The sequence below is a fragment of the Streptococcus oralis genome, assembly GCF_026782285.1.
In the GTDB taxonomy this organism is placed as follows: Bacteria; Bacillota; Bacilli; order Lactobacillales; family Streptococcaceae; genus Streptococcus; species Streptococcus oralis_CG.
The window spans coordinates 314,724-333,842 of the sequence record NZ_JAKUWG010000003.1; the positions used below are offsets into that span (position 1 = coordinate 314,724).

A 19,119-nucleotide genomic window follows, 5' to 3' on the forward strand; every position below is an offset into this window, starting at 1 on the left:
TTATGAAACTTGAACCTGAAGCTGGTCAACCAGCTGACCCTCTAGCATCAAATTCAGATAAAAGTCCAAGGTTTTATCTCCTGCAAAATACAAGGTTGGTATCGTCAGCCTTTTTTCAGTCTCGCCAACTTGAAACGCAAGAACTTGAATCTCGTCCCGATAAGCGACACCATGCACACCCGTCCCTGGTTGAATCGAAATCTTAGCTTCTAAAGGACTGCTAGATTCTCTTCGCTTCACTGTAAAGTGGACATTTTCTCCCTTGGTCACAGCCAGACTTTTTTCTGAAAACTCTAGCTGCTGAACAGCTTCTTTTTTCGACAAGGTAGGTGTTTTATAGAGTGAAATCTTGGTCAACAAAGGCAAAGCCTGTGCCTCTGTAATGGTCACACGTATCTTCTGCGCCTCAACGACTGATCCTCGTAAGAGACGTTTGTAGCCAACAGTATGACCAGATCCAAACTCCTGCCAGACACCATCCAACTCTACCTGAACATGAAAAGCAGCGATGCGTTGCCCCAACTTCAAATCTTCTCTTAACTCAATCACATCAAAAGTTTTAGGTGATCCTAAATCGAGCTCTAATTGGATTGGCAACTCTGCATCACTTGCCCAAGAACTGGTCTTCCGTCCATCTGTCAGATGATGACAGGCAAAGTCTGGCGATAGAGCAGGGTCAGATACCTTGGCCCCCAAAGCCAAATCCTCTTTATAGAACTCGTCACGGTAGGCAGCAAATTCATAGAGACGCTGGATATCCTTTTCGTCAAAGAGGCCATCTTGATTCGGTGGGATATTAAGCAAGAGTGGAGTCCCCCGCCCTACCGAATGAAAGTAGATTTCGACCAACTCCTCGAGAGACTTAGGGTCCTGATCCTCATGGTAAAACCAGCCCGGGCGAAGAGAAACATCTGCTTCACCGATTGAAAATAGCGTTCCAGAGGGGTCTCCGTGCTGTAGATAATCTAATTCCGCTTCTGTTCCTAACTGGTCTGGTTTGACTTTTTGCCACAAGGGATCCCCTGCATAGCCTCGTTCATTCCCAATCCAGCGGATACTGGTCCCTTCAGTTGAGAAAATCAAACAATCGCCCTGCAAGTCACGAATGGTTTCAAACCAAGTCTCAAACTCATAGTTGACCTTCTGGGCCCCTTCTCCTCGAGCACCATCCATCCACACCTCAGCGAACTTACCAGCATTTCCATAGACAGGATTTGACAAGATTTCCTTCAATTGAGCCAGATAGTAGGCATTGTAGTCCGCTTCTCGGTCCACGTGATAGAGGGGACTGTGAGCATCCCAAGGAGACAAATACACTCCCAAATCCATGTCAAACTCAGTCGCAGCTTTGGAAACCTCAAGGAGCAAGTCCCCCTTTCCATCCCTCCAAGGGCTAGCCTTGACCGAATAATCTGTGTGGGCTGTCGGGTAGAGGACAAAGCCATCGTGATGCTTGATCACCAAAATCAGTTTTTTAAAACCTGTTTCTTTGAGCACTCGAACCCATTCACGCGCATCCAACTTGGTCGGGTTAAAACGCTTAGGATCCTCTTGCCCACCTCCCCATTCTTGGTCATAAAAGGTATTGGGGCCAAAATGGATAAAGGCAGCTAGTTCATCCTCTAAATAATCCAGCTGGGCCTGACTTGGTAATGGTCCATGCGGTTTTATTTTCGTCATCATCTCGTATCTCTTTCTCTGATTATTTCTCTTGTTCACAAATTTATCCACAATCTGTGGATAAGAAAACATGCCTAAAAACTAGCTTTTCTAGACTCCAGCTCTTTGACTTTCAACCCATCACCTTCAGCAAACTCTGCTCAAATCCCAACTGCACTAGGATTTCTACTAGAAAGCTGGCCAGTTACTGGTTGCCAGTACTATTATCAAGAACCCTTTAGGATATTAGCTGAATGTCCTGCTCTCCCCAGACTTATCCACAACTTGTGAATAAACCCTTCTTCCTAGTTGTTGCCTCGTTGACTATAACAAAAAATCGAGGTCCCGTCAATAAGACAAGGCTGTCTTCCTAAATACTCAGAAAAGATTCTATAATTTGTACAATATACATTTTATGCCATTCAAAAGAAAGGCTTTCAGATAGATTTCATATAATTTTCTAAACGACTTTCAATCACTGCTCCTCTCAATTCCTCGTCAGAACTGAATTAAAATCTGGACATTTCTTCTTAAAATGTGAAATTTAGCATAATTTTTTCAAAAAATATTATATTCTTTTTAGTAGAAGTTTATACATTTATTTCCTATAATTCCTTTCGCCATCGTATAATAACATAAAATACTACTAAAACCTTGTTTTGTCCGAATTTTTAATCATTTTTTACTATTGACACGCCTCTGAGAATATGATATAACGTAAATGTAAGCGGTACCAAAAAGTGCCACCGTTAAAAATTTTTAAGGAGGAAAACACATGTCTTCACATCCAATTCAGGTATTCTCAGAAATTGGGAAACTGAAAAAAGTTATGTTGCACCGTCCAGGCAAAGAGTTGGAAAACTTGTTGCCGGACTATCTCGAAAGGCTTCTTTTTGATGACATTCCATTCTTGGAAGATGCTCAAAAAGAACATGACGCATTTGCTCAAGCTCTTCGTGATGAAGGAATTGAGGTCCTTTACCTAGAGCAATTGGCTGCTGAATCATTGACTTCCCCAGAAATCCGCGATCAATTTATCGAGGAATATTTAGACGAAGCCAACATCCGTGGTCGTCAAACCAAGGCGGCTATTCGTGAATTGCTTCACGGTATCAAGGACAACCAAGAATTGGTTGAAAAAACTATGGCAGGGGTTCAAAAAGTTGAATTGCCAGAAATTCCTGAAGAAGCAAAAGGCTTAACTGACTTGGTTGAGTCAGACTATCCATTTGCTATCGACCCAATGCCAAACCTCTACTTCACTCGCGACCCATTTGCAACTATTGGTAATGCCGTATCGCTTAACCACATGTATGCAGATACTCGTAACCGTGAAACTCTTTATGGTAAATACATTTTCAAACACCATCCAATCTATGGCGGAAAAGTAGAATTGGTCTACAACCGTGAAGAAGATACTCGTATTGAAGGTGGAGATGAGCTCGTTCTTTCTAAAGACGTTCTCGCAGTAGGTATCTCTCAACGTACAGATGCAGCTTCGATTGAAAAACTCTTGGTGAACATCTTCAAGAAAAAGGTTGGCTTCAAGAAAGTATTGGCATTTGAATTTGCTAACAACCGTAAATTCATGCACTTGGATACTGTCTTCACCATGGTTGACTATGACAAGTTCACAATTCACCCAGAAATCGAAGGCGATCTTCGTGTCTACTCTGTCACTTATGAAAATGAAAAACTCAAGATTGTTGAAGAAAAAGGTGACTTAGCTGAACTTCTTGCGAAGAACCTCGGCGTAGAAAAAGTTCATTTGATCCGTTGCGGTGGTGGCAATATCGTAGCAGCTGCGCGTGAACAATGGAATGATGGCTCCAACACTTTGACCATCGCACCTGGTGTAGTAGTCGTTTATGCCCGCAATACCATTACCAATAAGATCCTAGAAGAATACGGGCTTCGCTTGATTAAGATTCGCGGAAGCGAATTGGTTCGGGGCCGTGGTGGACCTCGTTGTATGTCTATGCCATTTGAACGTGAAGAAGTATAATCGCTATTCAGTATTTGTCAATAAAAAATGTAAAAAAATAGAAAGAGGAAATAATAGAATGACACATTCAGTATTCCAAGGACGCAGCTTCTTAGCAGAAAAAGACTTTACTCGCGCAGAGTTAGAATACCTTATCGGTCTTTCAGCTCACTTGAAGGATTTGAAAAAACGCAATATCCAACACCACTACCTTGCTGGTAAAAATATCGCCCTCCTGTTTGAAAAAACTTCTACTCGTACACGTGCAGCCTTTACAACTGCAGCTATTGACCTTGGTGCTCATCCAGAATACCTCGGAGCAAATGACATTCAGTTAGGTAAAAAAGAATCTACTGAAGATACTGCAAAAGTTTTGGGTCGTATGTTTGACGGGATTGAATTCCGTGGTTTCAGCCAACGCATGGTTGAAGAATTGGCAGAATTCTCAGGTGTCCCAGTATGGAACGGTCTAACTGACGAATGGCACCCAACTCAAATGCTGGCTGACTACTTGACTGTTCAAGAAAACTTTGGCCGTTTGGAAGGCTTGACATTAGTTTACTGTGGTGATGGACGTAACAACGTTGCCAATAGCTTGCTGGTAACAGGTGCTATCCTTGGTGTTAACGTTCACATCTTCTCACCAAAAGAACTCTTCCCAGAAAAAGAAATCGTTGAATTGGCTGAAGGGTTTGCTAAAGAAAGCGGCGCACACATCCTCATCACCGAAGATGCAGACGAAGCTGTCAAAGGTGCAGACGTACTTTACACAGATGTTTGGGTATCTATGGGGGAAGAAGACAAATTCGCAGAACGCGTTGCACTTTTGAAACCTTACCAAGTCAATATGGACTTAGTGAAAAAAGCAGGCAACGAAAACTTAATCTTCTTGCACTGTTTACCAGCATTCCACGACACTCACACTGTCTATGGTAAAGATGTTGCTGAAAAATTTGGCGTAGAAGAAATGGAAGTAACAGACGAAGTCTTCCGCAGCAAGTATGCTCGTCACTTTGACCAAGCAGAAAACCGTATGCACACTATCAAAGCTGTTATGGCTGCTACTCTTGGAAATCTCTACATTCCTAAAGTATAAAACTTACTCGTATACACAACACAGGGGTTGAGACGAAAGCTATGATAGCTTATCAGTTCTAGCGAAAGAAAGCAAGGATCCTCTTTGACAAATTTGCCACCTTACTCTTGTCATCTTCCTGCTTCCTAGTCTCATTCTGATAAACGTCGGCTATGCGTTCAACCCCTTTTACTAGTAGTAATGACTAATTTGTCTTTTGAAAAGACGCTACCTCCACTTCATATTTTATCATCATACCTGCCTGTAGCTCTTGGAGTTCTGTCAGGTTTACCATATTAAAGAAAGGAGAGCTCATGTCTCATAGAAAAATCGTCGTTGCTTTAGGCGGAAATGCCATCCTCTCCACTGACCCATCTGCCCAAGCTCAACAAGCTGCTCTGGTAGAAACAGCTCGTCATCTGGTCAAGTTGATTCAAAACGGAGATGAACTGATCATCACTCACGGAAATGGTCCTCAGGTGGGTAATCTCTTGCTTCAACACTTGATGGCAGATTCGGAAAAAAATCCTGCCTTCCCCCTTGATTCTTTGGTTGCCATGACCGAGGGTAGTATCGGTTTTTGGCTACAATGTGCTCTTGATAACGCATTGCTCGATGTAGGACTTGATAAAAATGTCGCTTCTGTTGTTACCCAAGTTGTAGTAGACAAAGCGGACCCTGCCTTTATCAATCCTACCAAACCAATCGGTCCATTCTACTCAGAAGAGGATGCCAAAGCTGAGAGCGAAAAAACAGGAGCAACCTTCAAAGAAGATGCCGGTCGTGGCTGGCGTAAAGTGGTGGCTTCACCAAAACCAATCGACATCAAAGAAATCAACAGCATCCGCACCTTGCTCGATAATGGTCAAGTTGTCATCGCAGCAGGTGGAGGAGGTATCCCTGTTGTCAAAAATGAAAACGGTTACTTACGTGGGGTCGAAGCCGTTATCGACAAAGACTTTGCGTCTCAACGACTAGCAGAACTCGTCGAAGCGGACCTCTTTATCGTCCTTACTGGCGTAGACTATGTTTATGTTAACTACAATAAACCAGATCAGGAAAAACTGGAACACGTTACTATCAGTCAACTAAAAGAATACATCAAGCAAGGACAATTCGCACCGGGTAGCATGCTACCAAAAGTCGAAGCTGCTATTGATTTTGTAACCAACCGCCCAGAAGGCAAGGCTGTTATCACTTCCCTCAGCAATCTAGACGCCTTGATCGAGTCCGAAAGCGGAACAATTATTGTTAAAGACTAGCCATTTTAACCCAAGTACAAGCTCTAACCAGGAGTACTCAGGTAAACCAACATCATTCGTTTTTATACTTTGTAGCATAGTTTAGGAGGAAAAACAAATGAGTGAAAAAACAAAAAAAAGGTTCCAAATGCCTTCATCTTACACTGTTTTGATCATTATTATTGCTATCATGGCAATCTTGACTTGGATCATTCCAGCAGGTAAGTATGACACGAACGAAGCAGGTGGCCTCATTGCAGGTACCTATCAAACTGTTGACTCTAATCCCCAAGGGATTTACGATATCCTAATGGCTCCGATTCGGGCGATGCTCGGTCACGAACCAACTAAAGCCGCTATTGACGTAGCCTTCTTCATCCTCATGGTTGGAGGATTTCTAGGTGTCGTCAATGCAACAGGCACATTAGATGTTGGTATTGCCTCTATTGTTAAGAAATACAAAGGACGCGAAAAAATGCTGATCCTCATCCTCATGCCCCTCTTTGCACTTGGAGGAACAACTTATGGTATGGGTGAAGAAACCATGGCATTTTATCCACTCCTTGTCCCTGTTATGATGGCTGTTGGTTTTGATAGCATTACTGCTGTTGCCATCATTCTACTAGGTTCCCAAGTTGGCTGTCTTGCCTCTACTCTCAATCCTTTTGCTACTGTTATCGCTTCTGATACCGCAGGTGTGTCATCTATGGACGGGGTTATCCTTCGTATCATCTTCTGGTTTGTTATGACGGGTATTAGTACTTACTTTGTCTACCGCTATGCAGAAAAGATTCAAAAGGATCCCACAAAATCACTTGTCTACTCTCAACGTGAAGAAGACCTTAAACACTTCAATGTCACTGATAACGAAAATGCTCCATCTGTCTTGAACAAGAAACAAAAACATGTTCTTGCCTTGTTCATCTTGACTTTCATCATCATGATCGCCAGCTTTATCCCTTGGGTAGACTTGCACATCACTCTATTTGAAGACTTCAAGAATTGGTTGATTGGTCTTCCTGTTATCGGTGGAGCTATCGGTTCATCTGCTCTACCATTCGGTAGCTGGTACTTCCCAGAAGGTGCGATGCTCTTTGCTGTGATGGGTATTCTTATTGGTGTTGTTTACGGTCTCAAGGAAAGCAAGATTATCTCTACTTTTATGGCTGGTGCAGCAGATCTTCTCACCGTAGCCTTGATTTGTGCAGTAGCTCGTGGTATCCAAGTTATCATGAACGACGGTATGATTACTGCAACTATTCTACACTGGGGTGAAGTCGGACTTCAAGGTCTCTCTTCTCAGGTCTTCATCGTTTTGACCTACCTCTTCTACCTTCCTATGTCATTCCTTATCCCATCTTCATCTGGACTTGCTAGTGCTACAATGGGAATCATGGCACCACTTGGTGAGTTCGTTAATGTAAAACCTAGTCTCATCATCACTGCCTATCAATCTGCATCTGGTGTACTCAACCTTGTCGCTCCAACTTCTGGTATCGTTATGGGGGCTCTCGCGCTCGGCCGTATCAGTCTAGGAACTTGGTGGAAATTTGTTACTAAACTCATTGTCGTTATTGTCATTGTGAGCATACTTCTTCTTATCCTAGGTACCTTCCTACCATTCCTTTAGAACAAAGTGTGAGGTAAAACGAATGACCGTCTACATCACTGACTCCATTAAACAGAGCTTTATACAGAGTCTAAAGACTCTCATCTCCTACCCATCTGTCCTCCAAGAAGGAGAAAATGGGACACCTTTTGGACAAGCTATTCAAGACGTTCTAGAAAAGACGCTGGAAATCTGCCGTGAACTTGGCTTTAAAACTTATATTGATCCCAAGGGCTATTATGGTTATGCAGAGGTTGGTGAGGGAGAACTTCTTGCCATCCTCTGTCACTTGGATGTTGTGCCTGCAGGAGATTTGTCAGATTGGCAATCTCCTCCATTTGAAGCAACTATCAGAGAAGGCAAACTCTATGGACGAGGGGCACAAGACGACAAAGGTCCTTCACTGGCAGCTCTCTACGCAGTGAAAAGCTTGCTTGACCAAGGCATCCAATTTAAGAAGCGCGTGCGTTTTATCTTTGGTACGGATGAAGAAACTCTTTGGAGATGTATGGCACGCTACAACGCCCTCGAAGAACAAGCCAGCATGGGATTTGCACCGGATTCGTCATTTCCTTTGACATACGCTGAAAAGGGGCTCCTTCAAGTCAAGCTTCATGGCCCCGGCTCTGATCTTCTCAAGCTCGATGTCGGAGGTGCCTTTAATGTCGTACCAGATAAGGCAAATTATCAAGGTCCTCTTTATGAAGCGGTTTGTAGAGGTTTGAAGGAAGCAAATTTTGATCACCAGACCACAGACCAAACCGTGACCGTACTCGGGGTACCTAAACACGCCAAAGATGCTAGTCAAGGTGTCAATGCAGTCATTCGGCTTGCTAGTGTACTCGCACCTCTCCAACCCCACCCTGCCCTCCATTTTCTAGCCGACAAAGCAGGGCAAGATGGTAGGGGGCTTGGAATCTTTGGAGAAGTTGCTGATGAACCGTCTGGTTCCCTTTCCTTTAATGTTGCAGGGTTGGCCATCAATCCCGATCGCTCCGAAATTCGGATCGATATACGCATACCTGTGCTAGCAGATAAAGAGAAACTGGTGGCACAGCTCACTCAGTGCGCCAAAGACTACCAACTTGACTACCAAGAATTTGACTATCTAGCACCCCTCTATGTCGCAAGAGATAGCCAACTTGTTACTACCCTTATGCAAGTCTACCAAGAAAAAACCGGAGATAAAACTCCTCCTCTCTCATCAGGTGGTGCTACCTTTGCCCGCACCATGCCAAACTGTGTAGCCTTTGGCGCTCTTTTCCTAGGAGCACAACAAACTGAACATCAGGCAAATGAAGCAGCTGTCCTAGACGATCTTTATCGCGCTATGGACATCTACGCAGAGGCGGTTTACCGTCTCGCAACCTAATCGGATAATCGTTTCTCCCCAAAAAATCCCGCAGATTTGCGGGATTTTTCTCTTGCATCAATGCGCCAACATTTCTTGGGCGATTTCTTGACCAGATAGCTTATCTGGATAGTAGGTTGGCCAGTTATCCATCTCCTCAAAGAGGGCTTCTTGGCTGGTGCCTCCAAAGAAGATATGGAAATGTTCTGCCTTAACTGGGGCGATATTATGGTCACTAAACTGAACATACTTGAACTGTCCAGCGTCCGCATCTGTCGCTTCAAAAAGGAAGCGCACGCCACGATTGCCTTTCTTATAAGTCAAGATTTTCTTTCCAACGTACTTGTAGGTGAATTTCTTGCTTTGTCCACCTTGAACAAATTCCATAGTGTTATCCGTGATGTTGATTTTGGTCACATCTGTCTGATAACCTTTTCTATAGTAGGCCTTGTACTCATCCTTGGTCATCTTGCCAGTCAACTTAGCCTTGTAATCAAAAACTTGATCGAAAGTCCCATCCTCAAGGAAAGGATAAACTGATTGCCAGTTACCAGCATAGTCACTCAAGGTGCGGTCTTTGACATCTGCATTCTCAAAGTAACCATTGTGAACTGTCTTGGTGTTTTCTTCCTTCTCTGGTTCGATTTCTGGTCCTTCTTGATCCGTTGTCTGCTTCAAAGCTTTGAGGTTTTTCTCCATGACAGAGATATAGTCCTCACCGGCCTTGGTTGCTTCTTCTGTCAGACTTTCTAGCGGATTGAGCACATCTAGTTTGACACCCGTTTCTTTTGAGAGTGTATTGGCTAGGGCTTGTGAAGCATTTTCTTCAAAGTAGATATAGGAAATCTTGTTTTTCTTGATATACTCTGTCAATTCTGCCAAACGTGCTGCTGATGGCTCTGCATCTGGTGAGAGACCTGAGATGGATACTTGCTTGAGACCGTAGTCCAAGGCAAGGTAGTTAAAGGCAGCGTGCTGGGTTACAAAACTCTTTTGTTTGGCTTGAGACAAGCCATCTGTGTAGGCCTTGTCCAAGGATCGTAATTTTTCGATATAGGCAGCCGCATTCTTCTCAAAAGTCTCTTTTTTATCAGGATAATCTGCTGACAAGCTGTCACGGATATGCTCTACCAGTTTGATGGCGCGTGCTGGTGATAACCAAACGTGAGGATCGTAGTCGTGATGGTGACCTTCACCCCCGTGATCATGGCCTTCCTCTTCTTCCTCACCACCTGGCAAGAGGAGCATATCACCTGTCGCCTTGATGGTTTTCACCTTTTTCTTATCTAAGGATTCTAGCAATTTAGGAACCCATGTTTCCATATTTTCATTTTCATAAACAAAGGTATCTGCATCTTGGATTTTAGCAACTGCCTTGGCAGACGGTTCGTATTCGTGAGGTTCTGTACCAGCACCGATTAGAAGTTCTACATTAGCAGTATCTCCTGCGACTTGCTTGGTAAATTCGTAGACAGGGTAAAAGGTTGTCACGATATTTAGCTTCCCATCTGCTTGCTTTTGATTGGAACAAGCCACTAAAAACAGGGCACATAGACTAGCTAGTAGTAAGCTAATTTTTTTCATTTCATTCTCCTATTTGATAAAACGTTTCAGTAGACTGACTAACAAAAAGACAGCTACAAAGATAATGGTAATACTAGCGCTGGCAGGGGTTTCCGCATAGTAGGAAATATAAAGACCTGCCACCATTCCCAAAAAGCCTATAGCACTGGCTAGCAACATAACGGATTTAAAGTTTTTCCCCAAACGAAGGGCAATACTAGCTGGCAAGACCATAATCGTCGATACCAAAAGTGCCCCTGCCGCAGGAATCATAAGGGCAATCGCCACCCCTGTCACCATGTTAAAGAGGATAGACATAGTACGAACTGGCAAGCCATCCACAAAGGCCGTGTCCTCATCAAAAGTCAGGATATACATTGGTCGCAAGAACAAGAAAGTCAAGAGCAAAACGACTGCAGCAATGACAAAGAGGGCAATGACCTGCTCCTGGCTAATGGTCACAATAGACCCAAAGAGATATTGGTCCAAACTCATGGAACTCGAACTTTTCCCCTTACTCATGACAATCAGAGAAACAGCCAGACCTGTTGACATGAGGATGGCAGTCCCGATTTCCATAAAGTTCTTATAGACTGTACGGAGATACTCCAGAAAGACCGCAGCTATCAAGACAATGACAATGGTCGAAATGGTTGGAGAAATTCCCAAAACCAGACCAAAGGCTACCCCTGATAGAGAAACGTGACTGAGGGTATCACTCATGAGACTCTGACGACGTAAGATAAGGAAGGTCCCAAGAACTGGAGAAAAGAGACTCATGGCAATGACCGCCAAGAAGGCTCGCTGCATAAAGTCATAGGATAACAAACTAAGCATGGTCCACCTCCTGGTCGCTTTCGTGAATGTTAAAACAACGCCACGGCGAGTCTTGATTGCGAACTAGATGGATATTGCGATCCGCATAGTCCTTGACCTCCTCAGGATCATGGGTAATCATCAAAACAGCCTTGCCATGATGGTGGGCACTATGGTGCATGAGTTCGTAAAATTCATTTTTGCTTCCAGCATCCATCCCTGTCGTCGGCTCATCCAAGACAAAAATATCTGGGTCAGAAGCAAACATCCGAGCAATAACTGCTCGTTGCTTTTGTCCTCCCGAGAGGGAACCAATTCGTTTGTCACGGTGTTCCCACATACCAACCGAGTCTAGACTGGCCTTGATATGTTCCTCATCATGAGCATTCAAGCGACGAAACCAGCCCTTTCGAGGATAGCGACCCGACTTGACAAATTCATAAACTGTACTTGGAAAACCAGCATTAAAACTGGCTATCTGCTGGGGAAGATAAGCTATCCTAAGCTTTTTCCCATGAGTATTTGTCTTTGAGATGGTTACCTTGCCAAATCTTGGCTGCAAGATGCCTAGACTCGCCTTGATGAGCGTTGTCTTGGCAGCCCCATTTTCACCAGTCAGGGTAACAAACTCCCCACTATCAACACTGTAGTTGATATGCTCGAGGACAGGTTCTTTGTCATAATAGAAAGATAAGTCCTCTACTGTAATATACCGCATTATTTGATTTCTCCTACTAAAGCAGTTAAAAACCGCTGGATAACCTCTTGTTCATTTGGAGTAAACTGACTTGCCACTTGTTCATAGGCTAAGAGCGTGTGTTCATGATGATGGTGGTGTTCCTCTGCCACCGGTCGAGCCAAATCAGTCAACTGATAAAAAATCACGCGCGCATCCTTTGGATCTCTGGATGTCTCTAACATGCCCTCTTTGACCAAAGATTTGATAGCCTTGGTCACTGCCGCCTGACTGACATTAAGGCGACGGGCCAACTCCGAGTTGGTTAGGGATTCTTCTGACAAGAGCATGAGGATGTGTTCCTGAGTATTGGTCAAGGCAACGTCACTCGTGCAATGCCCGATTAGAATTTCATGCTGGTTCTCAGATCTCAAGATTACCTCGTTTAAAAAGTTATCGATTTCCTGTGCAAGCTGTCTCATGTGTTACTCCTTCCCTAGCTATCTTTTTCGTAAAAAACATAGATAGTTACCGATTCTTTACTGGTTAATTATATCATAAACCAAAAAAGAGTCAAGGGAAAAAGGCGTAAAAACGTTTCCCTAGACTCTTCTAGATGTAAAATTTAACCTATTTTTGCTTTGGTTTTCGACTCGATAAGATACCTGCCAAACCAGCTACCATTCCCATCAAGAGCAAGAAGATGGACTGTTCGCTTCCTGTATTTGGGAGGGCTTTTTCTGAGACAACTGCCTTCTTGCTAAATTGACCTGCCACCTCATAAGTCAGTGGCACATTTGTAGTCGCATCATTAGCAGCCGCATTCGTTTGAGGCGTTTCTACCGGCAGACTAAAAGTTGTAGAATCCACAGAAATCGTCCGTGAGTTCGGATTGATCTTTTCATACTGGGTCAAATCAGCGGTTTTCAGATACTCTTCAAAGGCAGCATCCATAGAAGGACCTTCTTCTCGCGCACCACCTAACATCGTGTAGCCATCACCACCCGCAGCTAGGAAATCATTGGTTGCAAGGTAGTAAGTTTTTGCGAGGTCCAGAAGATCATAACGACCAGTCGTGCGGTTTTTGACCTGGATGGCCAAGACACGTTTACCTGATGGTAGGTTGGTATCATAGTAGACCTTCACACCTGAAACTTGCAAGAAGCCACCACTTGGTTCTAGCAATGGTTGTCCGTTCTCATCCAAGACCTTCTTGCCATCCTTATCGACCTGCAAGATAGATCCGAGTGATTTTTCAAACATATCCAATACTTGTTGCCCAGTCACTTGGATTTGTGAGATGGTATTTCCAAATGGAAGAACGGCAATGACATTTCCTTTAGTGATTGGTTTGCCTTTTGCAATGGTTTCACGCAAGCCACCACCATTTGTCACAGCGATGTCTGTCGGATGGCTAAATCCTGTCTGACCATACTGATAGAGGGAGTCCGCTACGACGTTTCCAAGGTTGGTTTCACGAACCCGAACATTTTCACGATCACCGTTTAGTTCTACAGGGCTGTTTGAAACGACTTCAACAGCATTTTCAGCATCGTATTTTTGTTTAATGTCTTTGACTAGTTTTTCAACTGTTGGATTGGCTGGTAATTTTTTAGCATCAGCAGCCGGAATCTGAGTTGGATTGCCCAAAAGCTGACGTGATTTGTAGATAACCTTCCCAACATTATGAAGGTAACTTCCTGTTTGGTTATAGGTAACATTGTCGCCATAAGTTGTGGAAGCTACTGTATGAGAATGCCCATCAATAACTGTCACACGTTTGCCTTTGAGACGAGGATTTTTAGAGAGAGCTTCTGCCAAAGTTGAACCACGCCATTCTACTGGGGTTGTGGTATCCACACCCAAGTGAGCCAGCACAACATAGTGTTTGTAGTCCTTACCTTCTGCACGAGCCTTGGCTTGAACTTCTTCGATGACCTTATTGACTTCAGAGATTGGATCTGTAAAAGTTACCCCTTTGACATTTTTAGGGTGAGTTTTGGTTGCTGTTTCAGGTGTTGTCACGCCGATTACAACAAACTCATCACCTTCCACAGTCTTATCTTTATCAACGATTGTAGAAGCTTCAAAGAGACGAGCACCATTGACGTAGGTATTTGAACTAAGTAATGGGAATTTCAAGATTTCCTTGTATTTCTTCGCTTCGTCCAAACCAAAGTCAAACTCATGGTTTCCTACTGCCATGGCATCATACTGCATCTGATTGAGAATTTCAGCACGCGCTTCACCCTTCGTAGAGTTGGAAATCGGTAAACCTTGGAAAGCATCTCCCGCATCAACAACCAGAGTATTTTGATTTGATTTTGCACGCTCCTGCTCAATGACAGTCGCTAACTTGGCATCTCCAATTACTCCCTTTTCCTCTACAATACGACCATGAACATCATTGGTGTGTAAGATAACGGTGTCCTTTTCTTCGTTTTTAGTAGATTCAACAGGAGCTGCCGGAGCTTCTGCAGGTGCAACGGTTGCTGGAGTCGCTACCTCATTTGTTGAAGTTGCTGGCGCTGCAGGGTTCGACACAGGAGCTGGAGTCGATGACGAAGCTGGAGTCGCTACAACAGTTGAACTTTCTGCAGGAGTTGTTGCTTCTTCAGCATAGACTTGTCCAGCTAAAAAGGCTGGGGCTAATAGAGCTGTCGACAAGACAGGTAACAAAGAACGTTTATTCATTTTGAAATCCTTTTCTTTTCTTTTTTCCTTTATATTATACGATATTTCTGAAAAAAATGAAACTTTTGACTTTTTTTCATCTAAAATATTCGTCATTTAACCAAAAAAACCTGAACCAAACAGTTCAAGTTTTTTTAATCAATTTATTGAAAATCTTTGATATTTCCATCATAGGTCGCCCAGTCCTTACTAAAGAAACGGTCATTCATCTTGTAGTCTGGAGCTGGTTTTGGATCCGTCAAGAAGGGATTCACAACCTTATCAAAAGCCAACCAGCCCAACCAACCTAAGTGGATGGTATCCTTTATAAAGTAAGGTTCTCCTCCTTTTTTAGAAAAGTCAGCAATGTTGGTAAAGCCTTGACTTTCTAACTGGTAACGAATTTTCTCCACTGCGTGTTGATACATTTCTTCACTGAGCTCTGTGTATTCCATCCATTTCTTGTTGACGGGCTGGATAACAAAGAGCACATTGACTTTTGATTTTGCAAATTGATTGAGAACCAGCTGCAAATCATTGTATTCAGACGACTTTAGGAAGTTATAATTTTTTTGATACCCTTCCCATTTTTTTAAGTCTTTTTTGACCTCATACGTGTAGAAATGATTCTCCATCCCCATATCGTTATTGGTCGTATTTGCCTCTGCATCCTTACGGGCAATTTCTTCTAAAGCGTCATAAGAAAACTGATCAGGAAGATCTTTTAAATAGTTTTCTACATGTTCTTTGTACTTGAGTTTCCCCCGAATGGAAAATTGACCAAAAAGAGAGGACTGCTTTTCATTGAATCGTGCAAAGACGTTGATGATAAGTCGATCAGCATCTGACAAGTCCTCTCCTTTTGAAAGCTTTTGAAGGATGCCTTTCAATGCCACACTCGGGTTCTGCTTCAACAAACGCGTTGCAGCATGCTTAGCCGAGATGTCCCCAGATTGATTTTCCAAAAAAGCTGTCAACTGGTCGCTATTAAAGAATCTCTGAAACGCTGCTGGCTCATAGTCCTCCTCTGTAAACCACTGAGGAGAGATGACAAACACCACCTGCTTTTCCTCGATTTCTGGCAGAATCTGCTGCAAACCGAAATATTGGTTAAGCGAGGCCGCTCCTGCCTGACCCATAAAGTACGGGCGATAGGGACGATTGTATTTTTCTGCTAAAACAGCTGGATGGACACTATCAAATCGAATCCATTCACTTGACCCTAGAAAAGGGACAAAACGCATATTGGGATCCGTTAGCGCCCTCACTTTTTGACTTCTCTCTTTAAAACTTTCCCTACTGATGGAAGCTGCAGAATACTTCTCCTCCGTCAGATTATGGCTTGTTGTACTTGGATAAAAAAAGATGAGTAGAAGAACCAAAAATCCAGCGATGAAGATAGGCCCGAAGATCAGCCACAAGCGTTTAAGCATTCTTTAACTCCGCAATACCTTCTACAATTTTATTAGCTGTATTCCAGTCATCACGACCGAACTCCGTCACTGGAACACGAATGTCGAAACGATTTTCAATCTCAACAATCAACTCAACCGTTCCCATGCTATCCAAGACACCGGCATCAAAAAGATCTTCATCCATCATGTCAGAAACATCTTCCATAAACAACTCATCAATAATTTCAATAACTTCTGATTTGATATCCATTTTTTATATCTTTCTATTTTTTAAACCACAAATCATTCAAAAATCCAGAAAAGATTAAGAATGAAACCATCACGACATGGAAGGTGACAACCATGCCAAGCAACTGAATCCAGCGATTCTCAGGTAAGGAACCCTTTCCAGCTTTTTTCCGTTCTTTATTGAGCGCTTTTTTCTTACGAACCCAAGCGTCATTGATGACCAGTCCAATCCCATGGAAAAGTCCGTAGGCGATATAGTACCAGGTCACACCATGCCAAAATCCCATAATCAGCATATTGAGAATATAGGCTACACTTGAGGTCACATTGCGATTTTTAAAGACCTTCTTTCTAGTCATCACCATGACCATCCGCATAAAGACAAAGTCACGGAACCAGAAAGACAGACTCATGTGCCAGCGATTCCAAAACTCCTTTAAATCCCTTGATAAAAAGGGCTTGTTAAAGTTGATAGGACTATGAATACCCATCAAGTTTGAAATGGCTAAGGCAAACATAGAGTAGCCCGCAAAGTCAAAGAACAATTCTAGACCAAAGGTGTACATGACCGCTAAAGCATAGAGGTTAAAGAAACCACCTGTCTGCAAGGCCAAATTTTTCAGCGGAGGCAATAATGTCTCTCCTAAAATGTGAGCCAAGATAAATTTGTAGAGGAAGCCAAGCATGATATATTTGACAGCCTCTTCTAGCATGTCCATCAGCTCATCCCACTCAGGAATGGTCGCATAATTTTCATTGAAGCGTTTAAAACGATCAATGGGACCACTTGAGAAAGTCGGCATAAAGAGAAGAAAACGCAAGAATTGCCAGATTGTTAAATCCTTGATGACACCATCTCTCAACTCAACGATGACCCCTACTGCACGAAAGGTTAAGTAAGAAATCCCTAAAAAGCCAAACAAAGATTGAGGGCCATGAATAGCAGGAGATACTTTCACAAAGACGATAGGCAATAGGGATAAAAAGCTAACTAGATAAAATATCCATTTACTATCCCGCTTTTTCCTGTACCTTTTGTAGAAAAATACAAGCAGTACTTGCCAGATAACATAAAGGATAAGAGCGCTTATTTGATTCGTCTTTCCACCGACCAACATGGTGACGATAAAAAAGAGACTAATCAGCACCTCATACCAGGCAAAACGTTTCTTGAAAAAGAGCCCGATAAATATCGGTAGGGTCGCAGCAATCACATACAAAAAATAATAAAGATTGCCATAAGGTTCCAAATGAGGTAGCTGTTTGTAAAGCTCCATCATCTACTGTTTACCTCGTTGATCAAGCCCTTGATATCAATTTTACCATTAGGCGTTAGTGGCAAACTGTCTCGATAGAGAAACTTGGATGGCATCATATAAGACATCATGATATCTGCTAGGTCTTCCTTGATAGCCTTGGTAATATCGATATCACGCTCAAACTGCTCGCGGACACCGTCCTTTAGGATGACATAGGCCAGTAGATTTTGTACCTTGTGGTCCTTGTTATAACGTGGGACAGCAACGGCCGACTCGATATAGCGAGATTTGTTGAGGTTTTGAGAGACATCTTCAAGCTCAATGCGATAACCATTGAACTTAATCTGGAAATCCATACGTCCACCGTAGAGAAGCAAGCCCTCATCTGTCATAGTTCCTACATCCCCTGTATGGTAGGCCGGAAGACCTTCGAACTCAAAGAAAGCTTCTGCCGTTTTTTCAGGATTATTCATATAGCCTTTTGAAACAGCTGGCCCAGAAACAATGATTTCTCCCTGTTCACCATTTGGCAGCTTATTGCCTTCCTCATCAATGATAAAGGTTGGAGAATCAGCCTTGGTATAGCCGATTGGTAGGCGTTTGAGAGTCGTCAACATCTCGTCTGTTACGGCAACAGCTGATAGGGCTACTGTCGCTTCCGTTGGACCGTAGGCATTGATAATACGGGCATTTGGGAAACGTTCGCGCAGTTTTTGAGCTGTTCTGACCGTCAATTCTTCACCATCAAAGTAGAAATGCGTGATTCCTGGCATTTTCTCGCTATTGAAGTCTTCTGACAACATGGCCATATCTGCAAAGGAAGGCGTTGATGTCCAGATAGCGATTGGCAATGAAAAAATCGTCGCAAAGAGTTTTTTGAAGTCCTGAGTAATGGCTGAAGGAAGAGCGAAAAGCGTACCACCTAGTGCCAAGGTTGGCGCCCAGTACATAACAGATAGGTCAAAAGAATAAGGGGGCTGAGCCAGCATTTGTGGACGACTTGGTGTCGCAAACTCCTTATCTGTAATCATCCAGTTGGTAAAACTGAGGAGATTGTCATGGGAAATCTGCACTCCCTTTGGCTTACCGGTCGTACCAGAAGTAAAGATGATGTAGTAATTATCATCTCCCTTGACTGAATGCGTCATCTCATAGCTATCCCCTTGAGCAAAGGCTTCTTGAACCTGAGCTAAAGTCATCATTGGCGTAGAGACTTGCTCCAATGGAAAATCTGAGATAGCAATAATCAAGCTTGGCTCTGCAACTTCTACGATAGCAGAAACTCGTTCCAAGGCCGAATGGCTATCAATTGGAATGTAGGCATGACCCGACTTAGTCAGCGCTACAAAGGTAGCCAACATCTCATATTCCTGACCACCAAAAACGACGACTGGAGATTTCTCAGGCAAGTCAAGTCGATCGATAGCTGCAGCTAAACTATCTGAATCAGCCTTCAGATTGCCATAAGTATGCTCTTGACCTAAAACATTGTAGACAGGATATGTTGGCTGTGTTTGAGCAAAGTGCTCAATCGTTTCAATCATATCTTTTATCGGTTTATTAGACACAG

General features: G+C 43.2%; 15 protein-coding genes. 5 read left to right on the plus strand and 10 right to left on the minus strand.

The features are described from left to right. Positions 1-1,680, minus strand: a complete 1,680-nt coding sequence (locus tag MK403_RS03850; protein ID WP_268709054.1) for an alpha-L-fucosidase — start codon at positions 1,678-1,680, stop codon at positions 1-3. A gap of 754 nt (positions 1,681-2,434) precedes the next feature. On the opposite strand from MK403_RS03850, the gene arcA reads away from it, so the two are divergent. From arcA to MK403_RS03875, 5 genes are all read left to right on the plus strand, one after another. Then, on the plus strand, positions 2,435-3,664 hold the full coding sequence (gene arcA, locus MK403_RS03855) for an arginine deiminase (protein WP_268709001.1): 1,230 nt from the start codon (positions 2,435-2,437) through the stop codon (positions 3,662-3,664). A gap of 58 nt (positions 3,665-3,722) precedes the next feature. Then, positions 3,723-4,739, plus strand: a complete 1,017-nt coding sequence (gene argF, locus MK403_RS03860; protein WP_000149839.1) for an ornithine carbamoyltransferase — start codon at positions 3,723-3,725, stop codon at positions 4,737-4,739. Positions 4,740-5,032: 293 nt separating this feature from the next. Next, positions 5,033-5,980: a carbamate kinase gene (arcC, locus tag MK403_RS03865; RefSeq protein WP_268709002.1), complete on the plus strand. Its 948-nt coding sequence runs from the start codon at positions 5,033-5,035 to the stop codon at positions 5,978-5,980. A 97-nt stretch (positions 5,981-6,077) separates the two neighbouring features. After that, complete coding sequence (locus MK403_RS03870; protein ID WP_001291839.1) at positions 6,078-7,589, plus strand: YfcC family protein; 1,512 nt, start codon at positions 6,078-6,080, stop codon at positions 7,587-7,589. Positions 7,590-7,611: 22 nt separating this feature from the next. Continuing rightward, positions 7,612-8,940, plus strand: coding sequence for a dipeptidase (locus MK403_RS03875; RefSeq protein ID WP_268709003.1), 1,329 nt, complete (start codon positions 7,612-7,614; stop codon positions 8,938-8,940). Positions 8,941-8,997: 57 nt separating this feature from the next. On the opposite strand, the gene MK403_RS03880 is transcribed toward MK403_RS03875, so the two are convergent. From MK403_RS03880 to dltA, 9 genes are all read right to left on the minus strand, one after another. Next, on the minus strand, positions 8,998-10,503 hold the full coding sequence (locus tag MK403_RS03880; protein ID WP_268709004.1) for a zinc ABC transporter substrate-binding protein AdcA: 1,506 nt from the start codon (positions 10,501-10,503) through the stop codon (positions 8,998-9,000). 9 nt (positions 10,504-10,512) lie between these two features. Then, complete coding sequence (locus MK403_RS03885) at positions 10,513-11,319, minus strand: metal ABC transporter permease (protein ID WP_268709005.1); 807 nt, start codon at positions 11,317-11,319, stop codon at positions 10,513-10,515. Beyond that, entirely contained in the window at positions 11,312-12,016 is a 705-nt protein-coding gene (locus MK403_RS03890; RefSeq protein ID WP_001269481.1) for a metal ABC transporter ATP-binding protein, read from the minus strand. The genes MK403_RS03885 and MK403_RS03890 overlap by 8 nt, the downstream gene beginning before the upstream one ends. Continuing rightward, the gene (adcR, locus tag MK403_RS03895; protein WP_061418636.1) at positions 12,016-12,456 is read right to left on the minus strand and encodes a zinc-dependent transcriptional regulator AdcR; all 441 of its coding nucleotides are present in this window, start codon (positions 12,454-12,456) and stop codon (positions 12,016-12,018) included. Before adcR ends, MK403_RS03890 begins: the two co-directional genes overlap by 1 nt. 148 nt (positions 12,457-12,604) lie before the next feature. Next, positions 12,605-14,668: a cell surface ecto-5'-nucleotidase Nt5e gene (gene nt5e / locus MK403_RS03900; RefSeq protein ID WP_268709006.1), complete on the minus strand. Its 2,064-nt coding sequence runs from the start codon at positions 14,666-14,668 to the stop codon at positions 12,605-12,607. 143 nt (positions 14,669-14,811) lie between these two features. Further along, a complete protein-coding gene (dltD, locus tag MK403_RS03905) occupies positions 14,812-16,080 on the minus strand; it encodes a D-alanyl-lipoteichoic acid biosynthesis protein DltD (protein ID WP_268709007.1) in 1,269 nt (422 codons plus the stop codon). Then, positions 16,073-16,312 carry a D-alanine--poly(phosphoribitol) ligase subunit DltC gene (dltC, locus tag MK403_RS03910; protein ID WP_000351970.1) on the minus strand — a complete coding sequence of 80 codons (240 nt, stop codon included), beginning with the start codon at positions 16,310-16,312 and terminating at the stop codon, positions 16,073-16,075. The genes dltD and dltC overlap by 8 nt, the downstream gene beginning before the upstream one ends. A 13-nt stretch (positions 16,313-16,325) precedes the next feature. After that, positions 16,326-17,570: a D-alanyl-lipoteichoic acid biosynthesis protein DltB gene (dltB, locus tag MK403_RS03915; RefSeq protein WP_268709008.1), complete on the minus strand. Its 1,245-nt coding sequence runs from the start codon at positions 17,568-17,570 to the stop codon at positions 16,326-16,328. After that, a complete protein-coding gene (gene dltA, locus MK403_RS03920) occupies positions 17,567-19,117 on the minus strand; it encodes a D-alanine--poly(phosphoribitol) ligase subunit DltA (protein ID WP_268709009.1) in 1,551 nt (516 codons plus the stop codon). Before dltA ends, dltB begins: the two co-directional genes overlap by 4 nt. Positions 19,118-19,119 lie beyond the last annotated feature (2 nt).

What these genes read in the sequence shown, in the direction of transcription:
- MK403_RS03850 (WP_268709054.1), bottom strand. Translation starts at nt 1,680, where the DNA reads ATGACGAAAATAAAACCGCATGGACCATTACCAAGTCAGGCCCAGCTG.
- arcA (WP_268709001.1), top strand. Translation starts at nt 2,435, where the DNA reads ATGTCTTCACATCCAATTCAGGTATTCTCAGAAATTGGGAAACTGAAA.
- argF (WP_000149839.1), top strand. Translation starts at nt 3,723, where the DNA reads ATGACACATTCAGTATTCCAAGGACGCAGCTTCTTAGCAGAAAAAGAC.
- arcC (WP_268709002.1), top strand. Translation starts at nt 5,033, where the DNA reads ATGTCTCATAGAAAAATCGTCGTTGCTTTAGGCGGAAATGCCATCCTC.
- MK403_RS03870 (WP_001291839.1), top strand. Translation starts at nt 6,078, where the DNA reads ATGAGTGAAAAAACAAAAAAAAGGTTCCAAATGCCTTCATCTTACACT.
- MK403_RS03875 (WP_268709003.1), top strand. Translation starts at nt 7,612, where the DNA reads ATGACCGTCTACATCACTGACTCCATTAAACAGAGCTTTATACAGAGT.
- MK403_RS03880 (WP_268709004.1), bottom strand. Translation starts at nt 10,503, where the DNA reads ATGAAAAAAATTAGCTTACTACTAGCTAGTCTATGTGCCCTGTTTTTA.
- MK403_RS03885 (WP_268709005.1), bottom strand. Translation starts at nt 11,319, where the DNA reads ATGCTTAGTTTGTTATCCTATGACTTTATGCAGCGAGCCTTCTTGGCG.
- MK403_RS03890 (WP_001269481.1), bottom strand. Translation starts at nt 12,016, where the DNA reads ATGCGGTATATTACAGTAGAGGACTTATCTTTCTATTATGACAAAGAA.
- adcR (WP_061418636.1), bottom strand. Translation starts at nt 12,456, where the DNA reads ATGAGACAGCTTGCACAGGAAATCGATAACTTTTTAAACGAGGTAATC.
- nt5e (WP_268709006.1), bottom strand. Translation starts at nt 14,668, where the DNA reads ATGAATAAACGTTCTTTGTTACCTGTCTTGTCGACAGCTCTATTAGCC.
- dltD (WP_268709007.1), bottom strand. Translation starts at nt 16,080, where the DNA reads ATGCTTAAACGCTTGTGGCTGATCTTCGGGCCTATCTTCATCGCTGGA.
- dltC (WP_000351970.1), bottom strand. Translation starts at nt 16,312, where the DNA reads ATGGATATCAAATCAGAAGTTATTGAAATTATTGATGAGTTGTTTATG.
- dltB (WP_268709008.1), bottom strand. Translation starts at nt 17,570, where the DNA reads ATGATGGAGCTTTACAAACAGCTACCTCATTTGGAACCTTATGGCAAT.